Source organism: Enterovibrio nigricans DSM 22720, from assembly GCF_900167155.1.
Taxonomy (GTDB): Bacteria; Pseudomonadota; Gammaproteobacteria; order Enterobacterales; family Vibrionaceae; genus Enterovibrio; species Enterovibrio nigricans.
On sequence record NZ_FUXU01000032.1, the window covers coordinates 1 to 19305 of the forward strand.

The window sequence follows — 19305 nt, forward strand, 5'->3', positions numbered from 1 at the left end:
ATCGTAGCTTCTAGATTTAGTTCCATCGATTTAAGCAACAAAGCCCTGGCAACGCTGATGAAAAGCTGAAAGCCTTTATTCATGATGCATTCGATGTGGATAAAGAAGGTAATTTAAATACAGGTCGTATTCTTTCATTGCGCCGTATTGAAATTAAAGATGACCGTTGGAATGAAGCCATGAAAGCCATTGCTGATTCCATCATGGTGTCATCGACAAAGCCTTATGTACGCTTTGCTCAGCGCAATGCTGAAGGGAAGATTGTTAATATCCCACTTGATTTAGCTGCGCTTTAAAACTGATTTAAACCTTATTTAAATACCATTCAGGCAAGGTGTCACACGCCCTGCTACGGGTTCGCTTTGCCTGAATTTAAGGAAGAAATAATGATGACCAAACATGAAGAACCGAAATTTGAAACCCGTGAAGAGAAGATAAAGCTCTTACGTGAAGTGTTAAAAGCCAAGTACCGCAATCAACCATGTAGCTGTGGCTCAGGCTTCAAGTTCAAACAATGCTGTGTTCATAACGTCAAGGCTGAATACATCTTTCTAACCAACAATGCCAACTTCGAATAAAGGTGATGACTATGAAAACTTGGACAGTTGAAGAGGCAGCAAAAGCATTTCCAGTAGGCTCGAAGGTGAAATACTTCCCACTACTACGCGATAAAAGCACGTTCCATGAAGGAGAAGTCAGAAGTGAGCCGTGGATGGTATGTGGCTGCGTTGTGATTAGCGTAACAGGTAAGCCTGGCGGTTTGGATGTTGATCATTTGGAGTTAGTGAAATGATTACATTATTCAATAAAGACGGTTCGATTGTTCCAGAACGCCCTGATGTGGATAACGACGACGTTAAAGAGATTGTTATCAAGCAAGCGGTAGAGGATTTATTTGCAGAAAGAAATTGCGACTTTTCTGAGTGTGATAAAAAAATCTTATCGATTCGCTACTCCGTCATTGGGACGATGGGTGTGATGAATATGAACTAGCTAAAGGTTTTGAAGGCGATTATTGGAAAGTTAATTACGACTTTGTTGGCAAGCTAGAAAACGTTTGTGGGTATGTCAACTCAGCCCTTAAAGCACACATTGATGAGTGGGCGAATAGTAACGACATTGCACCACCATATGAGATAGGCACTCAACTTGATATAGGCGTGATTACAGGCGTTTCAGAATATGACCCAGCTACCTATCGCGTTCTTGTGCATGGTGAGCCTAAAAGCTCAACCTCTCGACGTTTAATTAAGTTTGAAGATGCGAGATTAGCATAATGGATCGTGACCAATTACTTGTAGAAGTCAAAAGCATTATTGGTCACGCGGTCTGCACTATACGTGCAGGCCATGCCTCGCAAAGCCAGCGTGATAATGCATTAGACAATTTAGCCTCGGCAATGTTTGCCATCGAAGAACATCTATCTCAATCAGGAGATCAACATGACTAAGAATACACTGGGCTGTGATTACAAAGGGTATGAGTTTGGTGCTCATTACCTCGACTCTACCTGTATCGATGGTTATCTATGGGATATGGATAGCGGTGGTACTGATGAACATGGCGATCATTATTTAGATTCAGGTGGTGATATCCCTTGCCCTCAATGCAATGCTAAAAAACACATTAAGTCATACCTATCTGACTATTTGAATAGTGAGGGTTATGTATCGCTTGTGTTGCCGCTCACTACAAAGAAAATCAAGAATGTGCTGCGTAAATGGCCTTCTAATCGTCGTCGAATGGCAATGCGCTACTTGCGTTCTGGTCGTCGTGAAGCGATTAAAGAAGCGAAATTGGAAGGTTAACCATGGCTATTGTAGTAACAGTCAAATGCGACACCAAAGGGTGTACTAGTGAGATTGAACTCATCGCGGTTTGTTTTCGCTCTGCTGAAACTGAGTTCTATCAACTTGAAGAGATACACGGTTGGGAAATTGATAACGACGGCGTGGATAAGTGTCCTGCTTGTTACGTCCAATCTAAGGCTGGCTAATATGGAGTACACAACATTAACGTTCTCCATTTCAGTACCAGTGATTCATCATCTTTTTGATTTGTTTGTTTTCTGGTTCTGCTTTGGCTCTTTGATTTTAATGCCTTGGTCAATTTATCGCGCACAAAATCGAGGTGCTATTTATCAAAATCTAACTTCGGTCAAAGGGATACCATGGTTATTTTTAATATTAATGCTTTGGCCTAGAGCTTTATGGTCAGTAATTCGTGATTGGAATAAGGTTGAATAACATGAAAGATTTAATGCTAGATATTGAAACAATGGGTAATGGTTCTAATGCAGCCATTATTTCTGTCGGTGCTTGCTTTTTCAATATTGAAACTGGCGAAATCGGTAACACTTTTCACCAGCAAATCAATTTACAATCCGCTGTAAACGCTGGTTTTGATATGGATGCATCAACCGTTATGTGGTGGATGCAACAATCAGATGAAGCACGTAGCAAGTTTTATCCAAACTCAAAGTCAGAAGGCATTCATCGTGTTTTGCTTAATTTCAGAACATTCATTAAAGAGACGAATGAGAGCTGTAAGGTTTGGGGAAATGGCGCTGCATTCGATAATGTCATTCTTAGAAACGCATTCAAAAAATGCACGACCATTGGTGAGCCTTGGCATTTTTATAACGACATGGATGTTCGTACTATCGTGCGTCTTGGGCGTGAGATTGGTTTTGACCCTAAGCGTGACATGCCATTTGAGGGAGTTAAGCACGATGCTCTAGCGGATGCGATTCATCAAGCGAAGTATGTCTCAGCTATTTATCAAAAGCTTTTGAAACCATTGAGTGAGGCAACGGCTCATGAGTAACATCACCAAACAACAGTGGAAAGAAATCGAGCAAGCGCTAAGTGAAATGCATGTCAACGTTCGCTTTGAATACAAAGGCTTTGAGTTGACTGTTCAACGTATCCGCATCAAAGAAAGCAAGTTGGCGCTTCGTGTTTATATCAACGATGAATTTAAAGGTTCTTGGTTTACCGATGCAATTGATGGTAAAGAAAACGAAGTTTCAAGCATCTTTAAAGACGTATTTAAACTGTGCCAAAAGTCCATTTACACTGCGGCTGAAATTAAAAAAGTAGAAAAAGCCCTTGGGAAACGACAAAGCAAACAGCTTTATCCTAATCTGCATGAAAAGCATAGCTACTGGATACCTGACTTTAGCAAAGGCTCAGTTCTTTGCAGTCAGTACAAGAAACTGGAAGGGTTAACGTTGATTTCCATCTGAACATAACCACCCCACCAAAGCCGCATTCCAGCGGCTTTTTTTGTGTTTATTTTTTTCTCTGGCGCATTTTTCGACTTTGATATAGTCACCCTAAATTAAATGTTAATGGGTAACGAAAAAGACCATGACGATAAAAGCAGTGCGATTGGGACGACCTCCCGTTCTCAATCCTAAACCACCTGCGCAACGAACCAGAGAATCAAAAGCCCGCGCTAAAGCGCAAGGCTGTGTCGATTACAACTTGATTGTTGAACCTGATATTGATGCGCTGTTTAACCAACTACGAAGTGATGCAGGGTTTAGCCCTCGTGAAAAAAGCCAGTTCTTTGCGGCGCTCATTCTTCGAGTGTCAAATAAGCCTTGGCTTGGCCCATCGTTCACTTTACCTATTGAAGTCGGAGCGTAACATGAAGCAACCACAACTAAACAAAGTGAATCGTCCTGCTCTTTATGGCTTAGTGCATAAGGGCATAAAAGCGTTACTCACAGAGCGCATGGGCTATTTTGATGACGATGAGTACCGCAATTACTTATCGCTTGCTACGGGTGGAAAACTAAGCTGTAAAGAGATGAGTGATACTGAACTCAAGCAGTTGGTTGACCGCCTGACTCGTGAGGGTTGGTTAACGCGCTATACGCCGCGCTTAGGGGGCGAAACCTCAACACAGCCAACAGGCTTACAATGGGCCAAGTTAGCCGCATTAGCCAAGGCACGAGGCTGGACAGGGCTTGATGATGAAGCTCTTGATGCCTTTGTGATGAGAACGGTTAAAGTTGAACGCGCCAAGTGGCTTACTCGCACCACCATTAGCGATGTCATTACAGGATTAGAGCGTTGGATTGAGGGAGGTCGATAATGGCACATGCACGTAAGTTTAGAATTGACCCACAATACGAGCTGCTTAATCCAACCAGCGAAGAAGAGGTGGAAGCGTTGCTACTGGAGATGTACCCAGACAATCGCATTGCAGCACAAACACTTTATGAGGTGATGACGCCTGCGGACATTGCGATCATAAAGTGTGATTTAGGGGTTGGGCGTAACTGGTATACACCCAAAGAGATAGCGCACTATTTTTGGTTAAAGGGGAACTACTATGCGTCAGAATCCAATCCGTTTGGTTAGAGTGAAGGATGCGTTTAACTGCTGCAAACGAACTCAGCGCAACTATGCCAAGGACAATCATTTTTACTCAATGAGATTGAATACCTGGTTTATCTTCGTGAGAGACAAAGGCCCTGAGTTCAGGGCAAAGGACGAAGAGCAGTTAGATTTATTTGGGTGAGACAGAAGGCGACGATACGGTCGCCTTTTTTACGTCGGTACACAGCCGCTTGCCTTGGCTCTCAATGTTATAAAAGCCTCTTATCTCTGCCACTTTAAGCGCACACGCTTCAAAGGCGCACAGCCAAACTTGATCGCGTTCGACTGCTTCCCCATAGGTTTTAGGGGGCGCGTTGAATGGAAGTTCGCACTCGGTGAGATACGCCGATGGCGGCACTTTTTCATGAATCACATATTCAGTGACGACCATCGGCTTACTGGTACAGCCAACCATCAGTAGCAGGAATAGGCACAGAGTAACAATTTTCATATTTGATCTTCTCTCTAACTTGAATGACCACGCGCTCTTTCGTCGCATCAATGCTCGATAGCTTTTGAGCCAGGCTATCGGCGGCAATCTGGGCTTGTTTCTTACTCTCTTTCAATAGGGCAATGGTGGCATTGAGTGAGCGCTGCGCATCCACGGCTTGGTGTAAATTGTTCGTGAGGCTTTGATTGGTTTGGATAGCATCCTCAAGCTCTTGATACAAAAACCAACTGGTTACGATACTAAGCAAAAGCAAGCCAATCCCTACGCCTTTGATGATGTTCATTGAGTCCACCCATTGAGACAAGCGTCGCGCTCGATTTGTCGTCTGGTGACAATGCCTTTGCAGTTACTCTTTGGATCGTTACAGTTCTTACCGCTGACATAAACCCACCGCATTAACTGCTCACAGGCTTGGGCTGGCTTGCCTTGGTTAAAAAGCTTGAGCATGGTGGATTGTTTAAAGTTGCCTTCACCCAAGTTAAAGACAAAGCTCACCATGACATCATATTGAGATTGCGTCACAGGCTTAGTCAGGCTTGCATTGACCACTCGCTCTGCATGAGCAATGTCAGAAACAAAGTTGTTCGCTATCTCTTGATTGGTTACGGTTTCACCCTCCTTAACTCCGCTTGTGTGACCGATGCCTGTTGTCCAGGTGTTTGCGCTGCATTGGTAGGCTTGGCTTCGACACCCTTCTAAGTTAGCAACGTGGGCTAATCCTGGTTCGCTGGTTTTGAGTTGGTTGTCGATACCAAAGACCACGCTCAATATCAGCGCCACTGAGCAAGTAGTGGTGGTCAGTATTTTTTTCGCTAGCATTTACAGCTCTCCACTTTCACGTTTTAGTTTTTCGTTGGTCAGTTTTGCGGTGTGGCCCGACAGCCAGTAGTAACGAAAGGCGGCAATACCAGTCGCAATACTGATGATAATGGCGATCATCTGTCCCACTTCCACCACCGTGAAGCTGGTAATGGCTGAGGTGATAGAGGCCCCTAGTAAAGAGATAGGTTTGAGTTCCATACTCATAAGAGTGTTTCCTAATAAAACTAAGCGGTGCTTAGGGTGGTTATTTAAAGGTTTCATTGACTTGCGACTGTTCATTGCTGATCACAAACGTAAAGTCTTTGATGGTAATAATGGGCCTTTTTGCCTTGCTCAATTGCTTGGTGGTAGTGATGAGTTCATCTTCTGAATCACGCATTTCCGTTTCGACGAAATAAACTCCTTCCATACGTTGAGCAAGGCTACTTAATGCCGCAGGTACAATGTCGCGCCCATGCTGAGTTTTCCAAGCGTTGATGGTCGCTTGAATGCTCGTTTGGGCTGCGGTTTTGATTTGGTCTGCTAATGCGGTGTAGTCCGCATAGATGTGCAGTTTGTAACTGGCGGTTGCGGTCACATCGATGACATCAATAACGTCAACCAAGTCGCCCATCGGGACGCGCTTCTCGCCAGAGCATTGCGCTTTGATTTGATCTTTAATTGCTTTGTTTGGCAGGCTTCCCCCCTCCAAAATCGCGCTGATATTTATGCGGTTAGGCGATGGGTTGGTGACGGACACACTTTTAATGGATGAGTTAGCCGAAAGCGCAAAGAACTCATAGGCATCATAAGGGCCGCATGTACTGAACTTAGAGGGTGATAGGTAGATGCGATAAGCAAACGCCGCATTATCTTCAATCTCTGCGCCACCGTTAGAGGTTTCGATATTCTAGGCACTGGCGACGAACTCAAGCGGTTTGACCATCTGAGCGATTTGGCCTGGTGCAAAGTTATTCCCCACAACGCCTGGTGTTTGACATTGAAAGCCGATCGCTTTTTCGGTGTCTTCTGGTGCAATCGCCGTATCGACCATTGCCACAAACACGGTTTGACCATCAATCGCCATCATTTCAAAGCCTTTGTGGATGACAAAGCCCGTGTGAGGTTTCATCACAAACTGAATGGTGGTGAGCGCGGATGAGGCTGGTAGTCGCTCGGTTTCGGTCAGTAAGCCCAGGTTATCGAGGCGAGCGCCTACGGCAAACGGTAAGAGGTTCTGTTTTCCCTCTTCGTTTATCATCTCTTTGAGTTCGCTTTTCTCATAAGCAAGCTGCTCAAGCGTCACGGTTTCAGGATCGCTTATGCCAGGATAGTGACCAGTACGCGCTTGATACGCTTCTTTCAGGCGTCGCAAATCGGCGTCATAATTGACATCGAGTATGGAAGGCTCTGGAATGTCGGGAAAACGAACGTGTTGTAAACTCATGATCCTGCTCTCTTCATTTGAATATTGGTACTCCAACGGTCGCCAGTGATGGACGTATTCACGGTAGTGGCTTTCCATTGGTTGGCTATCTTTCCGCTGTTTAACAGGCGGATGGTTTGACCTGCTCGCGCAACGGTATTAATGAGGTTCAAGCGCCCACTGGCGTTTTGCCTGATGCTTTGCTTTTTATCCCCATCTTGCAAGTAGGACTCAGCGTATTGTCTTGCTGCATCAATCGAGTTGATGTTGCTGATGTTGTAAAGCTTCTTCACTTTGTCACCGCTTAGGCTGGCATCGCCTGCGCGATAGACCACGGTCTCTTGAGAAAGCTGATCGTAATACTCAATCTCTACCGCGCTGAATGTGCCGCGCTTAGACATGGGCAATACGGCGTTAGTGATGACATCTCGATTGCGTAAATCAATCTCAAGCACGCTGTCTTCAAACTCACCCACAACCAGCTTGTTGCTTTTAATCGACACGGGGATATTGGTCTCATTCACCAACCTGTCGATATAGGCTTGTGCGCTCTCGTTTCGTTGCTGTGTGCTTTCAAAGAGGAAGTCATTACTCACGATGCCTTGCACGTAGCCAAGGCCACACTCGCTGGCGAGTTGTTTCATCAATGCCGTGAAGGTGATGTTCTCAAACTTCTTGCTCTGGACGTTCTCCAGCTTTCCGCGCTCGATGGGTTTTGCGCTGGCCCCAATCGTGACTTCATCGGGGGAGAGTTTGAACGTCACTTCATCTATCGTGAATTTGCCAAAGAGCCATTGATATTCATTACCTTGATCATCTTTCCAGCTAATGCCTGGTTTAAGCTCATCCCCCTCTTGGGGAAACCAATCTTCATTAAAAATGCCGTCCTTGTTGACCAGGGTAAGCGACAACATATCTGTGCCCGTACTGTCACTTTCGATGATGTCGGTGTAGCTCAATGACTTCACAAAAGGGCTTAACGTTTGGGAAACATCACGCCCTGCCCACGTCAGTTGTGCGCGAGGCTGAATAACGCCAAGGGCTTTAGTGGCGATCATCTCTCCCATGGCGCAACCTCAATGGTGATCTTTTTAGATTGCGTGATGGTTGGGATGACAATGCGCTCGCCCCCTAAGAAGACGAACCCATTCATTGCCCTTGCGATATCACGATTGGCGTTGCGTAGGCCCATAACAAGCGACTCAGTGCTTTGCTGATAAGCTCGCAAGCCCAGTTGTTCCCAGGATTCCCCTTGCAATGCAATGAGTACGTTCATCATCGAACCTCTACAATATCCACTTTGTATTCAATGCTGGTGATAACGCCGCTAGGGGTAGTTTGCATCTTGCTTTCACTGATGGACTTGATCCCAAAGTTGCCGTAAATCTTTTGACCAATCACCAACATGCGCGGAATCCCTTTTTCCGCCATGCGCTCTAAGGTCTTGGTGGCCTTGGTGATATCAACAAACGCATTGTTTAACTCCATGGTCAACGAGGCAGTTTGTTCTTTCTCACCAAAGAACTGATGCATGGGATAGCCATTCACGACATCTTGCGCTTTCAGTGCAAACTGGCGAGTACGATTAACACTGTTTGGGGTGAAGTGTCCTTTAAACGACACATCACCAAATGCACCCCATTGGGTGTGGTTGCTATTCTTCATCGGTTATTACCATCTCTTCGTTATAGGTTTCATTGAGCGCAGTGACTTGCTGCATCGGTGGGTTGTAGAATCGTCGGTGCAAGGTCAGCATTAACTTGGCGGTGTAATCAATCCGATAGACGAACAATTCATCACGGCTTTCATAGTCATCATCGGATTTAGTCGATGAGAACCCTGCATTCATGAACTTGACCTGTGTCAGTTCGCCATCACCAACAATCACCAAGCTGTCATCGATACTGCGCTCACTGACCGCCCTAGGGTTTTGCAAGGTTTGCCCTATGCCCTCTAACACAATCAGGTCATGCTCTAGGTATTCGGATAACTCAAGGTTGTACGCAAGGGCTTGCGAGCTAATGCTGTGCTGCGTGTTTCCACCTGAGACGCGAAGCGATATCGTGACATCAACAAGCGCTTCATAAGGCACGAACGTAGCTTGATGAGTGGCATCAAGCCGCGTGAGCTTTTGCGTTCCAGTTAGCATGACGCGCACTTCTGCGCGAGATACCGCATTGGAGGGTTCAACCACCGCTTCAAGCCCAAGGCGTTTTTCAATGCAGTGCTTTAATGCGTCAATCGCCTTGATTGGGGCAATCGTCAGCTCGTTCATGTCAATGCTCTCTCTAGTAGCGTTTGCGCCATTTGCGCTTGTTCTTTTTGTTGCGCTTCACTTAGGTACATGTATTCACGCTTGGGTACTGTTACCTTGGGTGTGCGGATATACAGGACGTAAAACACGCCCGTTTGTTTCTTCTTGCTGTTCTTGTTGCTCTTGGTTTGAACTTTCTTACCAAAGGCTTTCGCCCCTAATGGAGCGCGACCCATGATCGAGTGAGGCCGATAAAAGATTTTCCAACCTTGGCTTTCAAGCCAAGCAATGGTCTTTCTCACGCCGTACACCTCGGTACGCTTTTTCACTTGCTTGTTAATTGGGATCGCAAGCTGGCGTGATTTCTTCGCTTTGATAACACCACCGTCATTGATTAAGGTGGCATGAGGTCGATTGGTTCCCACTCGGTATCCGTCATCGTCTGCGGTGTACGTGAGTGAGGCATACGTTTCCCCTGAATCAAATAACGGTTTTGCGCCTGCGTTTTTCGTGTTCTTGGTCAGTGTCGAGTTGGGTTTAAATTTCCCATGCTTCATGTTGTCTCGAACACACTGAAGCCCAAACGGGGCCAATTGCTCAGGGAGCGAATTCACCGTCCTTTGTGTTTTCTCCAATGCGTCTAAAAATACTTTCATGCGGTTTTAAACCCCTTTTAAAACGAGGTTTACACTGTCTCATTTATTACGTTCTATCCCTGCCAATTGGAAATGACTTTATAAGCAACTGGTTACGATGAAATCCTAGAAAACCCATGCTGTTGAGGATTCCATGGCAAATAAATCAAAGATTGAAATGCAGGGCTTGCTTGAGCGAGTGATTGCAATGTATGTCAATGAACACGTCACACTGACCGACATCGCTAAGACACTGCAAGATGAGGGCTATGACGTATCGAGAACGGGCGTGTATCGAGTCATTCGCACCAATGAAGAACTCATCAAAGAGCAGCGACTTGTACAAGAGCACGCGGACGCCTTTTTAAAAGAGTTTCGTAACAGTCCAAATACGGACGTATCTGAAATCAACTTGCAAATCATGCAGCGCAACGTATTCAACGCATTGCGTGATTTAGACTTCAGCGCTTATAAGTTTGAAGACCCAACTAAGCTCGCAAACCTAGTTGCACGTTTGGCGGATTCACAAGTGAACTTGTCACGCCTTCGCGTCGAATTTAATAAAGGCGTGGATGCGGCTAAGGATAAGATCGAGAAATCACTTCGAGTGTTGCTCAAAGAAAAAGATCCCGAATTGCTACTTAAACTCGTCACCATCGTGCAAGAGATGAAAGTCGAGAATTCAAAACGGGGTTAATGATGAGTGATGAATTCGATCTCTTTGGTGATACGTCAATCGCTGACTTAGAAAACATCAAGACAGACACAGAGCTGGCAATCGATGAAAAGAAGCAAGCCATCAAAAGCCAAAGAGCGTCTCAGCAATTAAGCAAAGAAGAAGTGCGCGAGGAACGCGCACGCCTACGCCGTCGCAAAAAGGCCAAGTCTAACTTTGCGTATTTTTGTAAGACGTACATGTCAGAAGCGTTCTCTCTGGATTTTTCAGAATATCAATTGGCGTTAACACGCCTAGCTTCCGATCGCATGTTAAGCCCCAAGGATGAATTCACACTCAAAGAGCTAATCGACCCCATCGACCATGGCTTTATTGTTCAACCTATCTCTGGCAAATATGAGGGTGTGCTTGATATTGAACCGCGTGACCACGGTAAGACCACCCGAAACACTCAGGCGATGCCGTTGTGGTTAGCCTTGAACTATCCTAAATCCTTTATCGTGATATGTGGCGCAAGCTCGACCAGTGCCGAAGATATGATGGATGCGGTCAAACAAGATTTGGAAGATAACGATCTTCTTATCAATGATTACGGTATTCAAAAGGTACACGGCAATAAATGGGCGCAACGTAAAATCCTATTGCCTAACGGCTCTGCGATTGCGTGTGTAGGCCGTGACCAACCGCTTCGTGGTATAAAAAACAAGTACCAGCGTCCAACGCACATTATCTGTGATGACTTGCTGCTCGATACAGAGGTAGATAACCCACGCCTTCGTAACAAGGCAGAGAAATGGTTTAACCGTGTGGTGCTTAACTTGGGTAAAGGCGCATTAACCATTGTTGCCAACACAATCTTGCATCCAGATGATTTACCCTCTCGCTTACTGAAACGTATTGAAGCTGGTGTTCTGCCCAATTGGGTAGGCTTTCGCTTTTCTGCTATCACGCCAAGCGGCCGCCCTTTGTTTCCGACTCGATGGTCACTGCAAGATCTAGAGCACAAACGAATGACCGTGGGCGCGGCGTGGTGGACAGAATGGATGAACCGCCCAATATCCGACGATGAAGCGGACTTTAAGAGCGAGTGGCTGCATCACTACAAGCTGCATGATCTTGATTTGCGTGATTGCGATATCGGCATGGCGGTGGATTCCGCGACAGGTCTAATGAAAGGCGATTACTCAGCGATTGCCGTTGTAGCGCGAAATCGCATCACCATGGTTGACCATGTGCTCTTTTGTAATGGTTGGAAAGAGTCTGACTTGCAGTTTGCAAGGCGCATTGTCGATATCTATATGAAATATCACCCGACCTTCATTGAGTTTGAAGATGTGGCATTTCAGAAGATCTACAAAAAAGAGGTCTTACGCTATGCCAAGTCTCGCAATGTTCGCTTGCCTATTCGTGGCTTTAAAGGTGGCAATAAAGAGATGCGCATTAAATCGCTCTCTTCTGAGGTGGAGAACGGCGGCATTCAGTTCTTAGAATCTCAAACCTTATTGAAGCAGCAATTACTTGAATTCCCTCGTGGACACGATGACTTACCCGATGCGTTGGAGATGTGTATCAGTGGCTTTGGTGGTTCATCCTTTATCGGTGGTGCAACGCCAATACGTGAAGTGGTGAGAAGCGCCGCGCAAAAACTTTCTCGTCTAGGTGGTGGTGCGCGTGGTCGTATTCTTAGACAAGCCATTGCGGACGCGTTATTTCCTAAAAGACCATGGGTATTGGGGGCGGCATGATTGCAAGCATTAAGTCACTGCAAAAGAAGATGAATGATGTGTTCTCTCGCTTTGAGCGCATCCTTTCTGTTGCCAATGTTGCAGAGGTGGATAGCGAGCTGCACCGCGTCAAGGTGCGCTTTCCATCAAAAGGCATCCCAAACTCAGACTGGTTGCCCGTTTTGACGGGACGTTCAAAGGGCGTTAAAACCAGTTTTAATTTGCAAGTGGATGAGCAGGTGCTTTGTCTCTTTCTTCCCTGGGGTAGTTTAAATCAAGGCTTTGTGTTGGGTGCGTTGAACAATATCAAAGATAAGCCTTACACCGATAACCCGAATAAGTTTGGGGTGCAGTTCATTGATGGCACGTTACTGGAGTATGACCAAGCCACACAAACAGGTGTGTTAAAAATCAAAGGAGGCACACCCTCGATACAGGTTGGCCCAACAAAAACCATCATCATCTCTGATGTGTTTATAGATGGTGCTGTGTCTATTACCAAGACGCTTGATGTGACCAAAGCGACGAACCTTGCTGATACTCTGACTATCTTAGGCGCGGTGAATGGTATGCAAACGGCTAACTTTATGGGGACGGTCGGCGCGGCTGGCTACGGTGGCCCTGTAGCCGGCGCATCAGCCACGATGCAAAACGGCATGGGCGTACTGGGTAATGCCACGATTAATGGCGTTAAAATCTCAGTTGATACGCACAATCACATGGATGCGGAGAATCGCCCAACCTCGGATGTTTTAGGGTGATTTTAAATGCACCATTTAAACGCACTGTGCGCACAGCTAAGCGTCTTTGTTTTTATTTGGTGTCATTTATCGACAAAGTTTATTTAAAACATTTAGCAGTGGCTTTAAAACGATTTAAAACAGGTGTGATATGATTTACTCGACGATACTTTACGGCTCAGGTCGAAACGCCACTTTAAAGGACGATATCAAGCAATCTTTGTTCTTGATTATTTTCACGGGTAAAGGTGAGCGGATCTATTTGCCCGACTATGGCGCAGATGCATTATCCTACATTGATAAGCCGCAATGGGAATGGCAACGACTGATTGTGTCGATAGCGGAATCGGTGAAAAAGTACGAGCCTCGCGTTTCGGTGGATTCGCTCGAAGTGGTTTCATCTTCACTAAAAGACGGTATTATTGCCATCAAAGCGGTCTATGAAATTGTTGATACGGGTGAAGTGATTGTTGAGACATTCGCTAATCAATAATTTGTCCTCACACCGTGTTCCTCATCTCTCGCTAAAGCAATATTCCACCACGCACATCTACGCCAGTTGGAAATGCACCTTCCAACTGGCATAGATAATTGTCCCTACTTTATTAAGGGGGCAATTCAATGTCTGAACTCATACACGGTATCAGAACCATCGAGCAACTAAGTGGGCCGTTATCGGTTATTGAAGTTTCATCTTCAGTAATTGGTGTATTCGGTACATCTGAACTTGCTACGCCGATGGAGATGTACCACACCACCAAACTTGAAGACGCTCAAAAGGTCTTTGGTAAAGGTTCGCTTCTTGATGCGATCACTCGCATTCATCGTTACGTGCCTAGCAACTCTATTATTTCATTTCCACTTGGGAAAGCGTCTGACTTCCCAGAGGTCGTTGTGCCTGAAACAACAGGTGTGACGTTCAGTACCTCTACCGCATCGGCTTATATTGATGATGGCGCGGTATCACCTGTTAAAACATTCAACCCTAAAGCGTTGACTATTGCCTATTCCAGTAGTGCGGCGGCAGTTGCAACGGTTGATGCATCAACAGGCGTGGTAACGCCACTGACCCAAGGCTCAACGATTATCACGGCTACGGTCACGCTTCCTAGTGAAGCGGCAGAGGTCGCAGAAGCCAGTGAGGGTGAACAACCAGCAAAAGGTCGCAATGCAAAATCGCCATCACCTGCAACAGAAACGCACACGTACACCCTAACGGTGGCGCAAACAAACCCTGATGCTTCGCTTGAATCATCTGGCGCATTGTTATCAAGCTCAGATGCCGTGGCTTGCATTGGCATGGACACATTACCTGTCTCTTTGACCAATCCGCACAATCTGACTGTGGTCTGGTCAATTGAAGATGAAACCGTGGCTCTTGTGGATTCAGCCAGTGGTGTTATCTCGCCATTGAAAGAAGGCACGACGACGGTAACGGCAAAGTTAATGGCGAGTGATGCGGTTGCAGGTATGGTCTTAACCTACGAGTTAACGCTCAAAGAACAAGATGACAAACTGCTTGCAGCCTTTATGAAAGCGTTACCGATGATGCGTAAAGCAAAGCAGCGATTTGGCTTCTTTCCAAAAATTAATATCGCACCAGGCATCTTACATAAACCAGGCGCAGCAGGTTTAGCAGTATCGGCTATCTCGACCATTCGCGGTGTTTGGATTTCAGACATGCCAGAGACGATATCAACGGTTGATGAAGCGATTGCTTATAAAGGTCAGTTCACTGACAAGCGTTTATACAGTGTTTGGCCTCGCCCTAAAGTGCTTAATGAAGAGGGTGCGACGGTTGTTGATTGGTACTCGCCTGGCATGGCTGGACTGATTGCTCAAGTTGACCGCAATCTAACCTCTCAAGCGATTGTCTCTCAAACGGGTTTTTGGTGCTCTCCGTCTAACTACGTGATGCCTGATGTGATTGGCCCGTCTATTGAGCTGGAGTACGTACCAAACGATCCAACCAGTGAAGTGAACCGCTTAAATGCGAATGGCATTGCCACGCTGATGAATCACGGCGGCTGGAAGAACTTTGGTAACTACACCACGTCGTACCCAACCACTATGGACGCACTGAACTTTCTCTCATGGCGCAGAACGATGGATATCATCGAGGAGAGTATCGAGGATGCTTCTCGTCAGTTCTTAGATTTCCCAATGTTCACGTCGCCAACCGATATCGCCAACACAACCGCTGGTCGTGTGCGCGACACCGTGAACGATTACTTGCTAAGTAAAAATGGGACGGCCTTGGTATACAGCTCGATTTCAATTGAGAAAGAAGATAACCCTCTTTCTGAAATCATGAAGGGCAAAATCAAGTACCGCTATAAAGCGACGCCACCTGTGCCAATGCAAACCATTGAGTACGCCGCCGTGGTGTATGTGGAAGGCTTAGAAACTGCCTTTAACCAACTAATTTCAGGGTAATTAACTCATGGCAGAAACCAGTGTAATTATGCGCAACCCTATGGTCTTCATTAACGAGACTCACTATGTGGGTCGTGTGAAGTCTGTAGCTTGTGAAATGACCAAGAAGATGATGTCTGTCGGTGGCATGGGTGGGGTCGGCAATATGGAGATCCCAACGGGCAAATACGAGCCTGCGACGGCATCGGTTGAGTTCTCTTCGATTGCCAATGGTGATGTGGTTCAGCTCAATAAAAACGATGGTTTTGTGAAGCTTCGTATGACGGCGCAAATCCGTATGCTCGATGCAAGCTCAGGAACGCGCATCATTGACCAAGCGGTCACTCGTATTCATGGCTATGTGAAAAACCCACCTGTGCCTGGATACAGCGATGATGGTTCACCGTACACCGCGCAAATTGCAGTCTCGTTCATTGAGATCTTAAACACTAGCGGTCGTATCTTCATGGTCGATTTTGTTAACGGCGTAATGTACCCAGACGGCAGTCCAGGTGAATACGGCATCACCGTTTCGTTCTAAGGGGTAAACATGCGAGTACGTAAGCTAAGAATTGTGGCAACAGGCATTCAAAAAAACGGTCAACCCGTCACGAAAGCCCAATTGGAATCAGTGGTTAAAAACTACAAGCCTGACTCAAGGCCACCAGTCACACCGGGTCATCCCGCAAAAGGTGCTGACCAAACCTCTGCTCTAGGGCGTGTTGCCAACCTAAGAACGGAAGAATACGTCGAGAACGGCGTGACCAAAACGGGCTTGTTTGGTGAGGTGAACTACACGCAAGAGTTAGAAGCGCGTGAAGACAAAGGCGAGTTCGAAGGCTTTAGCGCAGGTATTCACCCTGTCCCTGAGCAAGATGGTGAGTGGTACATGCACCACCTTGCGGTGCTCGGTCAATTACCGCCAGCCGCAGACACCAAAACATTAGATGTCATTAATCTCAGTGATTCCGATTTTAATGATCATTGTATTTATTTATCTGCCGAAGTCGGCAACAACGATGAGAATCTTGATATGAATGAAAAACAACTGGCGGCAATGAAAGCAGCAATGAAAGAAGTCGTGGATGAGCGCCTGACTGCGGCAGGTGTTCTTGATAAAGATGGTAAACCTGTCGTGCCGCCTGTCACTAAACCAGAAGATAAATCTGATGGTGATAAAACAACGGTGACTGATGACAAAGGCCCATCAGAAGAAGTGAAAGCTCTTCAAGAAAGCATGGCAGGCGATCGCCGCCAGCAGCTAACAGAGCTGTCAGACTCTCGTGAAATGACGGATGGAATGCGTAAATCCATCAAGACCATGATTGATGGTGTGAGCGCAGTTGAGCTGTGCGCTTCTGGCGATAGCAACAAGTTCAATGAACTAAAAGCGTTGCTCAAAGAGATGCCAGAGAAAGCCTCAAACGCAACCAAGGCAGGCGACCTTGATAAATTATTGGAAGAAATCAACCTTGCTGATGAAGGTCAAAGCAAGAGCGGTGCTTTCGATTCTAAAGATTGGTAATAAGGAAGCAGATCATGAAATGTTCAGTAAGTGCAAGTTTACTCCATGGCTCTAGCATTGTTGCGCCAATCTCATCTGGCCCCAAAATTCACCAGATCATCGTGGTGGGTTCATTAAGTGGCTTAATGCCTGGTCATGCTGTGGTCATCGATGCAACAGGCGTCAAGGCGCGTTGGGATGGCAGTGCGCCAACAGCAACAGAAGCGATCGGTATTGTGACGGTTACTCAAATGCCTGGTGATAAATCCGTGTCGGTATTGAGAACCGGTGACTTTATCCGTCAAGGTGTCGCGCTTGCAGATGGCTCAGCGTTAAGCGCCGCGCAAGACTTCATTTTGTCTCAACATGGTCTTTGGTCTGAAGGGGCTTGGTAATGGATAAGAACAACGAGCAACGTATCGCGCAACTCGATAACGCCTTTGCAGGTGCGCTGGATGATTTATCGCATTCGGTGATTTCCCTAGGTGGTCACTCTCGCATTCTTCTTAATCGAAGTGGTTGTGAAGAAAGCATTGTGCTTGTCATTGCAAGCTCAATGGCACTTGGTGGCATTGCCAGTGAATACAACAAGCTGCTAGGTAAAGAATCGACTTTTTCAGCAAGCGTGCAAGCGCTGTTTGGTGATGCGGTTAAACAAGCGATTGCAGGCAATCTGAAATCAATGCCACCTCGCGAACTGAGCGATGAAGAGTTTGATGCTGAGATGAAAAAGCGATTACCTGAATCATACGATCTTCTTTCATCACTCAATCAGCATGGCGGTGATGCTCAATCGTTCTTGGCTTCACTCGCAAAAGAGCCATCAATTGATGTCATTGAAAGTGAATTGATTGATGGGTCGCTGCCTAGCGTTGACCTGAACGTGAGCAAACAAGATGCAGCGCCATTAACCATCGGCTTTAACTGTGATGATGCGCAGTATCTTCTTGATGCCAATGATGCGATTGGCTCAACGATTGCGCTTCCTGTGGATGTGTATAACCCACACAACCAAAGCGTGAAGTTTGAAACATCCGATCCAACAGTGCTACGCGTGAATGAAGCGACAGGTGAATTAACCGCAGTGAAAGTTGGCTCTGCCACCATCACGGCAACGCTCAGCAAAAAAGGCGACCACAAGCGCATTCAGTCATCACTCGATGTTCTTATTGACGGTTAATTACCCTCAGATTGAAAACAACTAGGCATTCAAATGGCCTGCTTTAAAGGCCATTTAAACCCCATTTAAAAGAGAAGTTATTATGGATATTTACGATATTGTCCGCGGTATGTTAAGCGCTGATAAGTTTGGCGAGATTCTAAACCGTTACAAGCAAAAGAAAGCCGTTCCAATGCGCATTCGTAAGCGCGTGTTTGGTGCAGCCATCATGTGGCCATCTGCGAAAATCCCTTGGTCGGTACTAAAAGAGTCACTGTCTAACATTCCTGTTGTTCGCCGTGGTACAGCGCCGTTTCGTGATGCAGGTGAAGGCATTGAACTGACTGAAATCATTCCTCAAGGCTTCGATGTGCTTCACTGGATTTCAGCGGCAAACTTGAACAACTACAAAACGCAAGGTCTGAAAAATATCCAATCGTATTTGGACATCGTTCAGTTTGCGAAGATGCGTAAAATTGAAAAGTCCACCGAAGCGCTTTGTGCTCAAGCGTTAACGGGTAAGATTTCTTACCCAATGAAGAGCGAAAACGGCGCACTTGAAACGTTCGATGTGGATTTTGGTCAAACGCTTCGTTACACCTTTGAAAAGAGCCTGCTTAGCCCTGACGCTACGATTGCTAATGTGTTTAGCGCATTGCAAGAAATGGATGCCAAGCTGCAAGATAAAGGCTACGGCGATGATGTCGTGACGCTTTGCGGTAAGACACTATTTGCTAAGATTATCGACCTAGCAAGTAACGTGAAAAGTAACGTGAAAAGTAACGTACTGAGCGTGACCTTTGGCGATAAGAACGTCAATATTGGCGGCTATGTGGTTGAGCTTGAAAACGGTTCATATGAGACGGTGATTGCAGGCAATAAAACCGTTCAGAAAACCGTACCAGACGATCAAATGGTGATGATTGATATCGCCGCAGGCCATAACTTCTATTACGCCGCGATTGATGATTTGGATGCGAACTTGCAAGCGTTGCCGTTCTTCACCAAACCTATCAAGAAAGACGCGCCAAGTGGTATTGATTTGAACATTCAATCTAAGCCTCTTCCAGCCGTCGTGGTGAATGTGATTTGTTGGTCAGATGACGCGCTAAAACCTGTCGCTGGTTAA

At 46.1% G+C, this 19305-nt stretch carries 33 protein-coding genes and 1 pseudogene; 23 read left to right on the forward strand and 11 right to left on the reverse strand.

Annotated features, from left to right (window positions below):
* Window positions 1-59: 59 nt before the first annotated feature.
* The 13 genes and pseudogenes from B5D35_RS12440 to B5D35_RS12490 form a co-directional block, all read left to right on the forward strand.
* A pseudogene (locus tag B5D35_RS12440) lies at window positions 60-296 on the forward strand (DUF3164 family protein); the annotation flags it as partial.
* 90 nt (window positions 297-386) lie between these two features.
* Window positions 387-578 carry an SEC-C metal-binding domain-containing protein gene (locus B5D35_RS12445; protein ID WP_078752899.1) on the forward strand — a complete coding sequence of 64 codons (192 nt, stop codon included), beginning with the start codon at window positions 387-389 and terminating at the stop codon, window positions 576-578.
* An 11-nt stretch (window positions 579-589) separates the two neighbouring features.
* Window positions 590-793: a hypothetical protein gene (locus B5D35_RS12450; RefSeq protein ID WP_078752900.1), complete on the forward strand. Its 204-nt coding sequence runs from the start codon at window positions 590-592 to the stop codon at window positions 791-793.
* Complete coding sequence (locus tag B5D35_RS12455; RefSeq protein ID WP_078752901.1) at window positions 790-993, forward strand: hypothetical protein; 204 nt, start codon at window positions 790-792, stop codon at window positions 991-993. The genes B5D35_RS12450 and B5D35_RS12455 overlap by 4 nt, the downstream gene beginning before the upstream one ends.
* Before the next feature lie 283 nt (window positions 994-1276).
* Window positions 1277-1450 (forward strand): hypothetical protein, encoded by a 174-nt coding sequence (locus tag B5D35_RS24315; RefSeq protein WP_170915175.1) that lies wholly within the window; start codon window positions 1277-1279, stop codon window positions 1448-1450.
* Complete coding sequence (locus tag B5D35_RS12460; protein ID WP_078752902.1) at window positions 1443-1808, forward strand: hypothetical protein; 366 nt, start codon at window positions 1443-1445, stop codon at window positions 1806-1808. The genes B5D35_RS24315 and B5D35_RS12460 overlap by 8 nt, the downstream gene beginning before the upstream one ends.
* A gap of 2 nt (window positions 1809-1810) precedes the next feature.
* Complete coding sequence (locus B5D35_RS12465) at window positions 1811-1996, forward strand: hypothetical protein (protein WP_078752903.1); 186 nt, start codon at window positions 1811-1813, stop codon at window positions 1994-1996.
* A 1-nt stretch (window position 1997) separates the two neighbouring features.
* Window positions 1998-2246 (forward strand): hypothetical protein, encoded by a 249-nt coding sequence (locus tag B5D35_RS24050; RefSeq protein WP_139367762.1) that lies wholly within the window; start codon window positions 1998-2000, stop codon window positions 2244-2246.
* Window position 2247: 1 nt separating this feature from the next.
* Window positions 2248-2826 carry a 3'-5' exonuclease gene (locus tag B5D35_RS12470; protein ID WP_078752904.1) on the forward strand — a complete coding sequence of 193 codons (579 nt, stop codon included), beginning with the start codon at window positions 2248-2250 and terminating at the stop codon, window positions 2824-2826.
* Window positions 2819-3247 (forward strand): hypothetical protein, encoded by a 429-nt coding sequence (locus B5D35_RS12475; RefSeq protein ID WP_078752905.1) that lies wholly within the window; start codon window positions 2819-2821, stop codon window positions 3245-3247. Before B5D35_RS12470 ends, B5D35_RS12475 begins: the two co-directional genes overlap by 8 nt.
* Before the next feature lie 124 nt (window positions 3248-3371).
* Window positions 3372-3653, forward strand: a complete 282-nt coding sequence (locus tag B5D35_RS24320; protein WP_078752906.1) for a hypothetical protein — start codon at window positions 3372-3374, stop codon at window positions 3651-3653.
* Window position 3654: 1 nt separating this feature from the next.
* Complete coding sequence (locus B5D35_RS12485; protein ID WP_078752907.1) at window positions 3655-4104, forward strand: regulatory protein GemA; 450 nt, start codon at window positions 3655-3657, stop codon at window positions 4102-4104.
* A complete protein-coding gene (locus B5D35_RS12490) occupies window positions 4104-4373 on the forward strand; it encodes a hypothetical protein (RefSeq protein ID WP_078752908.1) in 270 nt (89 codons plus the stop codon). Before B5D35_RS12485 ends, B5D35_RS12490 begins: the two co-directional genes overlap by 1 nt.
* Before the next feature lie 148 nt (window positions 4374-4521).
* Here B5D35_RS12490 and lysC read toward each other — a convergent pair whose 3' ends face one another.
* From lysC to B5D35_RS12540, 11 genes are read right to left on the reverse strand one after another with little or no spacing between them, the layout of a single operon-like run.
* The gene (gene lysC, locus B5D35_RS12495; protein ID WP_198557022.1) at window positions 4522-4842 is read right to left on the reverse strand and encodes an Rz1-like lysis system protein LysC; all 321 of its coding nucleotides are present in this window, start codon (window positions 4840-4842) and stop codon (window positions 4522-4524) included.
* Window positions 4787-5125 (reverse strand): hypothetical protein, encoded by a 339-nt coding sequence (locus B5D35_RS12500; protein ID WP_078752909.1) that lies wholly within the window; start codon window positions 5123-5125, stop codon window positions 4787-4789. Before B5D35_RS12500 ends, lysC begins: the two co-directional genes overlap by 56 nt.
* Window positions 5122-5661 (reverse strand): lysozyme, encoded by a 540-nt coding sequence (locus B5D35_RS12505; protein WP_078752910.1) that lies wholly within the window; start codon window positions 5659-5661, stop codon window positions 5122-5124. Before B5D35_RS12505 ends, B5D35_RS12500 begins: the two co-directional genes overlap by 4 nt.
* A complete protein-coding gene (locus B5D35_RS12510) occupies window positions 5662-5868 on the reverse strand; it encodes a hypothetical protein (protein WP_078752911.1) in 207 nt (68 codons plus the stop codon).
* 40 nt (window positions 5869-5908) lie between these two features.
* A complete protein-coding gene (locus B5D35_RS25620) occupies window positions 5909-6550 on the reverse strand; it encodes a hypothetical protein (protein WP_483189026.1) in 642 nt (213 codons plus the stop codon).
* 3 nt (window positions 6551-6553) lie between these two features.
* Window positions 6554-7090: a baseplate J/gp47 family protein gene (locus B5D35_RS25625; RefSeq protein ID WP_483189025.1), complete on the reverse strand. Its 537-nt coding sequence runs from the start codon at window positions 7088-7090 to the stop codon at window positions 6554-6556.
* On the reverse strand, window positions 7087-8136 hold the full coding sequence (locus B5D35_RS12520) for a phage late control D family protein (RefSeq protein WP_078752912.1): 1050 nt from the start codon (window positions 8134-8136) through the stop codon (window positions 7087-7089). Before B5D35_RS12520 ends, B5D35_RS25625 begins: the two co-directional genes overlap by 4 nt.
* Window positions 8124-8348 (reverse strand): tail protein X, encoded by a 225-nt coding sequence (locus B5D35_RS12525; RefSeq protein ID WP_244556583.1) that lies wholly within the window; start codon window positions 8346-8348, stop codon window positions 8124-8126. Before B5D35_RS12525 ends, B5D35_RS12520 begins: the two co-directional genes overlap by 13 nt.
* On the reverse strand, window positions 8345-8734 hold the full coding sequence (locus B5D35_RS12530; RefSeq protein WP_078752913.1) for a phage tail protein: 390 nt from the start codon (window positions 8732-8734) through the stop codon (window positions 8345-8347). Before B5D35_RS12530 ends, B5D35_RS12525 begins: the two co-directional genes overlap by 4 nt.
* Window positions 8724-9344 carry a hypothetical protein gene (locus B5D35_RS12535; RefSeq protein ID WP_078752914.1) on the reverse strand — a complete coding sequence of 207 codons (621 nt, stop codon included), beginning with the start codon at window positions 9342-9344 and terminating at the stop codon, window positions 8724-8726. The genes B5D35_RS12530 and B5D35_RS12535 overlap by 11 nt, the downstream gene beginning before the upstream one ends.
* Window positions 9341-9979: a hypothetical protein gene (locus B5D35_RS12540; RefSeq protein WP_078752915.1), complete on the reverse strand. Its 639-nt coding sequence runs from the start codon at window positions 9977-9979 to the stop codon at window positions 9341-9343. Before B5D35_RS12540 ends, B5D35_RS12535 begins: the two co-directional genes overlap by 4 nt.
* Window positions 9980-10112: 133 nt before the next feature.
* On the opposite strand from B5D35_RS12540, the gene B5D35_RS12545 reads away from it, so the two are divergent.
* From B5D35_RS12545 to B5D35_RS12590, 10 genes are all read left to right on the forward strand, one after another.
* On the forward strand, window positions 10113-10655 hold the full coding sequence (locus tag B5D35_RS12545; RefSeq protein WP_078752916.1) for a phage protein Gp27 family protein: 543 nt from the start codon (window positions 10113-10115) through the stop codon (window positions 10653-10655).
* A gap of 2 nt (window positions 10656-10657) precedes the next feature.
* The gene (gene terL, locus B5D35_RS12550; protein WP_078752917.1) at window positions 10658-12379 is read left to right on the forward strand and encodes a phage terminase large subunit; all 1722 of its coding nucleotides are present in this window, start codon (window positions 10658-10660) and stop codon (window positions 12377-12379) included.
* On the forward strand, window positions 12376-13119 hold the full coding sequence (locus B5D35_RS12555) for a phage baseplate assembly protein V (RefSeq protein WP_078752918.1): 744 nt from the start codon (window positions 12376-12378) through the stop codon (window positions 13117-13119). Before terL ends, B5D35_RS12555 begins: the two co-directional genes overlap by 4 nt.
* A 130-nt stretch (window positions 13120-13249) precedes the next feature.
* Window positions 13250-13591 (forward strand): GPW/gp25 family protein, encoded by a 342-nt coding sequence (locus tag B5D35_RS12560; RefSeq protein ID WP_078752919.1) that lies wholly within the window; start codon window positions 13250-13252, stop codon window positions 13589-13591.
* Window positions 13592-13719: 128 nt separating this feature from the next.
* On the forward strand, window positions 13720-15534 hold the full coding sequence (locus B5D35_RS12565) for a phage tail sheath family protein (RefSeq protein WP_078752920.1): 1815 nt from the start codon (window positions 13720-13722) through the stop codon (window positions 15532-15534).
* A 7-nt stretch (window positions 15535-15541) separates the two neighbouring features.
* Window positions 15542-16054 (forward strand): phage major tail tube protein, encoded by a 513-nt coding sequence (locus tag B5D35_RS12570; RefSeq protein WP_078752921.1) that lies wholly within the window; start codon window positions 15542-15544, stop codon window positions 16052-16054.
* A gap of 9 nt (window positions 16055-16063) precedes the next feature.
* Window positions 16064-17038 (forward strand): hypothetical protein, encoded by a 975-nt coding sequence (locus tag B5D35_RS12575; RefSeq protein WP_078752922.1) that lies wholly within the window; start codon window positions 16064-16066, stop codon window positions 17036-17038.
* Between the two features lie 14 nt (window positions 17039-17052).
* Window positions 17053-17412, forward strand: coding sequence for a hypothetical protein (locus tag B5D35_RS12580; RefSeq protein ID WP_078752923.1), 360 nt, complete (start codon window positions 17053-17055; stop codon window positions 17410-17412).
* Window positions 17412-18197, forward strand: coding sequence for an Ig-like domain-containing protein (locus B5D35_RS24565; protein WP_078752924.1), 786 nt, complete (start codon window positions 17412-17414; stop codon window positions 18195-18197). Before B5D35_RS12580 ends, B5D35_RS24565 begins: the two co-directional genes overlap by 1 nt.
* An 82-nt stretch (window positions 18198-18279) precedes the next feature.
* Window positions 18280-19305 (forward strand): major capsid protein, encoded by a 1026-nt coding sequence (locus B5D35_RS12590; RefSeq protein ID WP_078752925.1) that lies wholly within the window; start codon window positions 18280-18282, stop codon window positions 19303-19305.

Bases quoted from the DNA above. Each gene is read 5' to 3' on its own strand.
- B5D35_RS12555 (WP_078752918.1), top strand. From the start codon at position 12,376: ATGATTGCAAGCATTAAGTCACTGCAAAAGAAGATGAATGATGTGTTC.
- B5D35_RS12445 (WP_078752899.1), top strand. From the start codon at position 387: ATGATGACCAAACATGAAGAACCGAAATTTGAAACCCGTGAAGAGAAG.
- B5D35_RS12490 (WP_078752908.1), top strand. From the start codon at position 4,104: ATGGCACATGCACGTAAGTTTAGAATTGACCCACAATACGAGCTGCTT.
- lysC (WP_198557022.1), bottom strand. From the start codon at position 4,842: ATGAAAATTGTTACTCTGTGCCTATTCCTGCTACTGATGGTTGGCTGT.
- B5D35_RS12520 (WP_078752912.1), bottom strand. From the start codon at position 8,136: ATGGGAGAGATGATCGCCACTAAAGCCCTTGGCGTTATTCAGCCTCGC.
- B5D35_RS12565 (WP_078752920.1), top strand. From the start codon at position 13,720: ATGTCTGAACTCATACACGGTATCAGAACCATCGAGCAACTAAGTGGG.
- B5D35_RS12455 (WP_078752901.1), top strand. From the start codon at position 790: ATGATTACATTATTCAATAAAGACGGTTCGATTGTTCCAGAACGCCCT.
- B5D35_RS24565 (WP_078752924.1), top strand. From the start codon at position 17,412: ATGGATAAGAACAACGAGCAACGTATCGCGCAACTCGATAACGCCTTT.
- B5D35_RS12530 (WP_078752913.1), bottom strand. From the start codon at position 8,734: ATGAAGAATAGCAACCACACCCAATGGGGTGCATTTGGTGATGTGTCG.
- B5D35_RS24050 (WP_139367762.1), top strand. From the start codon at position 1,998: ATGGAGTACACAACATTAACGTTCTCCATTTCAGTACCAGTGATTCAT.
- B5D35_RS12460 (WP_078752902.1), top strand. From the start codon at position 1,443: ATGACTAAGAATACACTGGGCTGTGATTACAAAGGGTATGAGTTTGGT.
- B5D35_RS12575 (WP_078752922.1), top strand. From the start codon at position 16,064: ATGCGAGTACGTAAGCTAAGAATTGTGGCAACAGGCATTCAAAAAAAC.
- B5D35_RS12485 (WP_078752907.1), top strand. From the start codon at position 3,655: ATGAAGCAACCACAACTAAACAAAGTGAATCGTCCTGCTCTTTATGGC.
- B5D35_RS12505 (WP_078752910.1), bottom strand. From the start codon at position 5,661: ATGCTAGCGAAAAAAATACTGACCACCACTACTTGCTCAGTGGCGCTG.
- B5D35_RS12525 (WP_244556583.1), bottom strand. From the start codon at position 8,348: ATGATGAACGTACTCATTGCATTGCAAGGGGAATCCTGGGAACAACTG.
- B5D35_RS12560 (WP_078752919.1), top strand. From the start codon at position 13,250: ATGATTTACTCGACGATACTTTACGGCTCAGGTCGAAACGCCACTTTA.
- B5D35_RS12570 (WP_078752921.1), top strand. From the start codon at position 15,542: ATGGCAGAAACCAGTGTAATTATGCGCAACCCTATGGTCTTCATTAAC.
- B5D35_RS12535 (WP_078752914.1), bottom strand. From the start codon at position 9,344: ATGAACGAGCTGACGATTGCCCCAATCAAGGCGATTGACGCATTAAAG.
- B5D35_RS12540 (WP_078752915.1), bottom strand. From the start codon at position 9,979: ATGAAAGTATTTTTAGACGCATTGGAGAAAACACAAAGGACGGTGAAT.
- B5D35_RS24320 (WP_078752906.1), top strand. From the start codon at position 3,372: ATGACGATAAAAGCAGTGCGATTGGGACGACCTCCCGTTCTCAATCCT.
- B5D35_RS12545 (WP_078752916.1), top strand. From the start codon at position 10,113: ATGGCAAATAAATCAAAGATTGAAATGCAGGGCTTGCTTGAGCGAGTG.
- B5D35_RS25625 (WP_483189025.1), bottom strand. From the start codon at position 7,090: ATGAGTTTACAACACGTTCGTTTTCCCGACATTCCAGAGCCTTCCATA.
- B5D35_RS12465 (WP_078752903.1), top strand. From the start codon at position 1,811: ATGGCTATTGTAGTAACAGTCAAATGCGACACCAAAGGGTGTACTAGT.
- B5D35_RS12450 (WP_078752900.1), top strand. From the start codon at position 590: ATGAAAACTTGGACAGTTGAAGAGGCAGCAAAAGCATTTCCAGTAGGC.
- B5D35_RS12580 (WP_078752923.1), top strand. From the start codon at position 17,053: ATGAAATGTTCAGTAAGTGCAAGTTTACTCCATGGCTCTAGCATTGTT.
- B5D35_RS24315 (WP_170915175.1), top strand. From the start codon at position 1,277: ATGGATCGTGACCAATTACTTGTAGAAGTCAAAAGCATTATTGGTCAC.
- B5D35_RS12590 (WP_078752925.1), top strand. From the start codon at position 18,280: ATGGATATTTACGATATTGTCCGCGGTATGTTAAGCGCTGATAAGTTT.
- B5D35_RS12475 (WP_078752905.1), top strand. From the start codon at position 2,819: ATGAGTAACATCACCAAACAACAGTGGAAAGAAATCGAGCAAGCGCTA.
- B5D35_RS12470 (WP_078752904.1), top strand. From the start codon at position 2,248: ATGAAAGATTTAATGCTAGATATTGAAACAATGGGTAATGGTTCTAAT.
- B5D35_RS12510 (WP_078752911.1), bottom strand. From the start codon at position 5,868: ATGAGTATGGAACTCAAACCTATCTCTTTACTAGGGGCCTCTATCACC.
- B5D35_RS12500 (WP_078752909.1), bottom strand. From the start codon at position 5,125: ATGAACATCATCAAAGGCGTAGGGATTGGCTTGCTTTTGCTTAGTATC.
- terL (WP_078752917.1), top strand. From the start codon at position 10,658: ATGAGTGATGAATTCGATCTCTTTGGTGATACGTCAATCGCTGACTTA.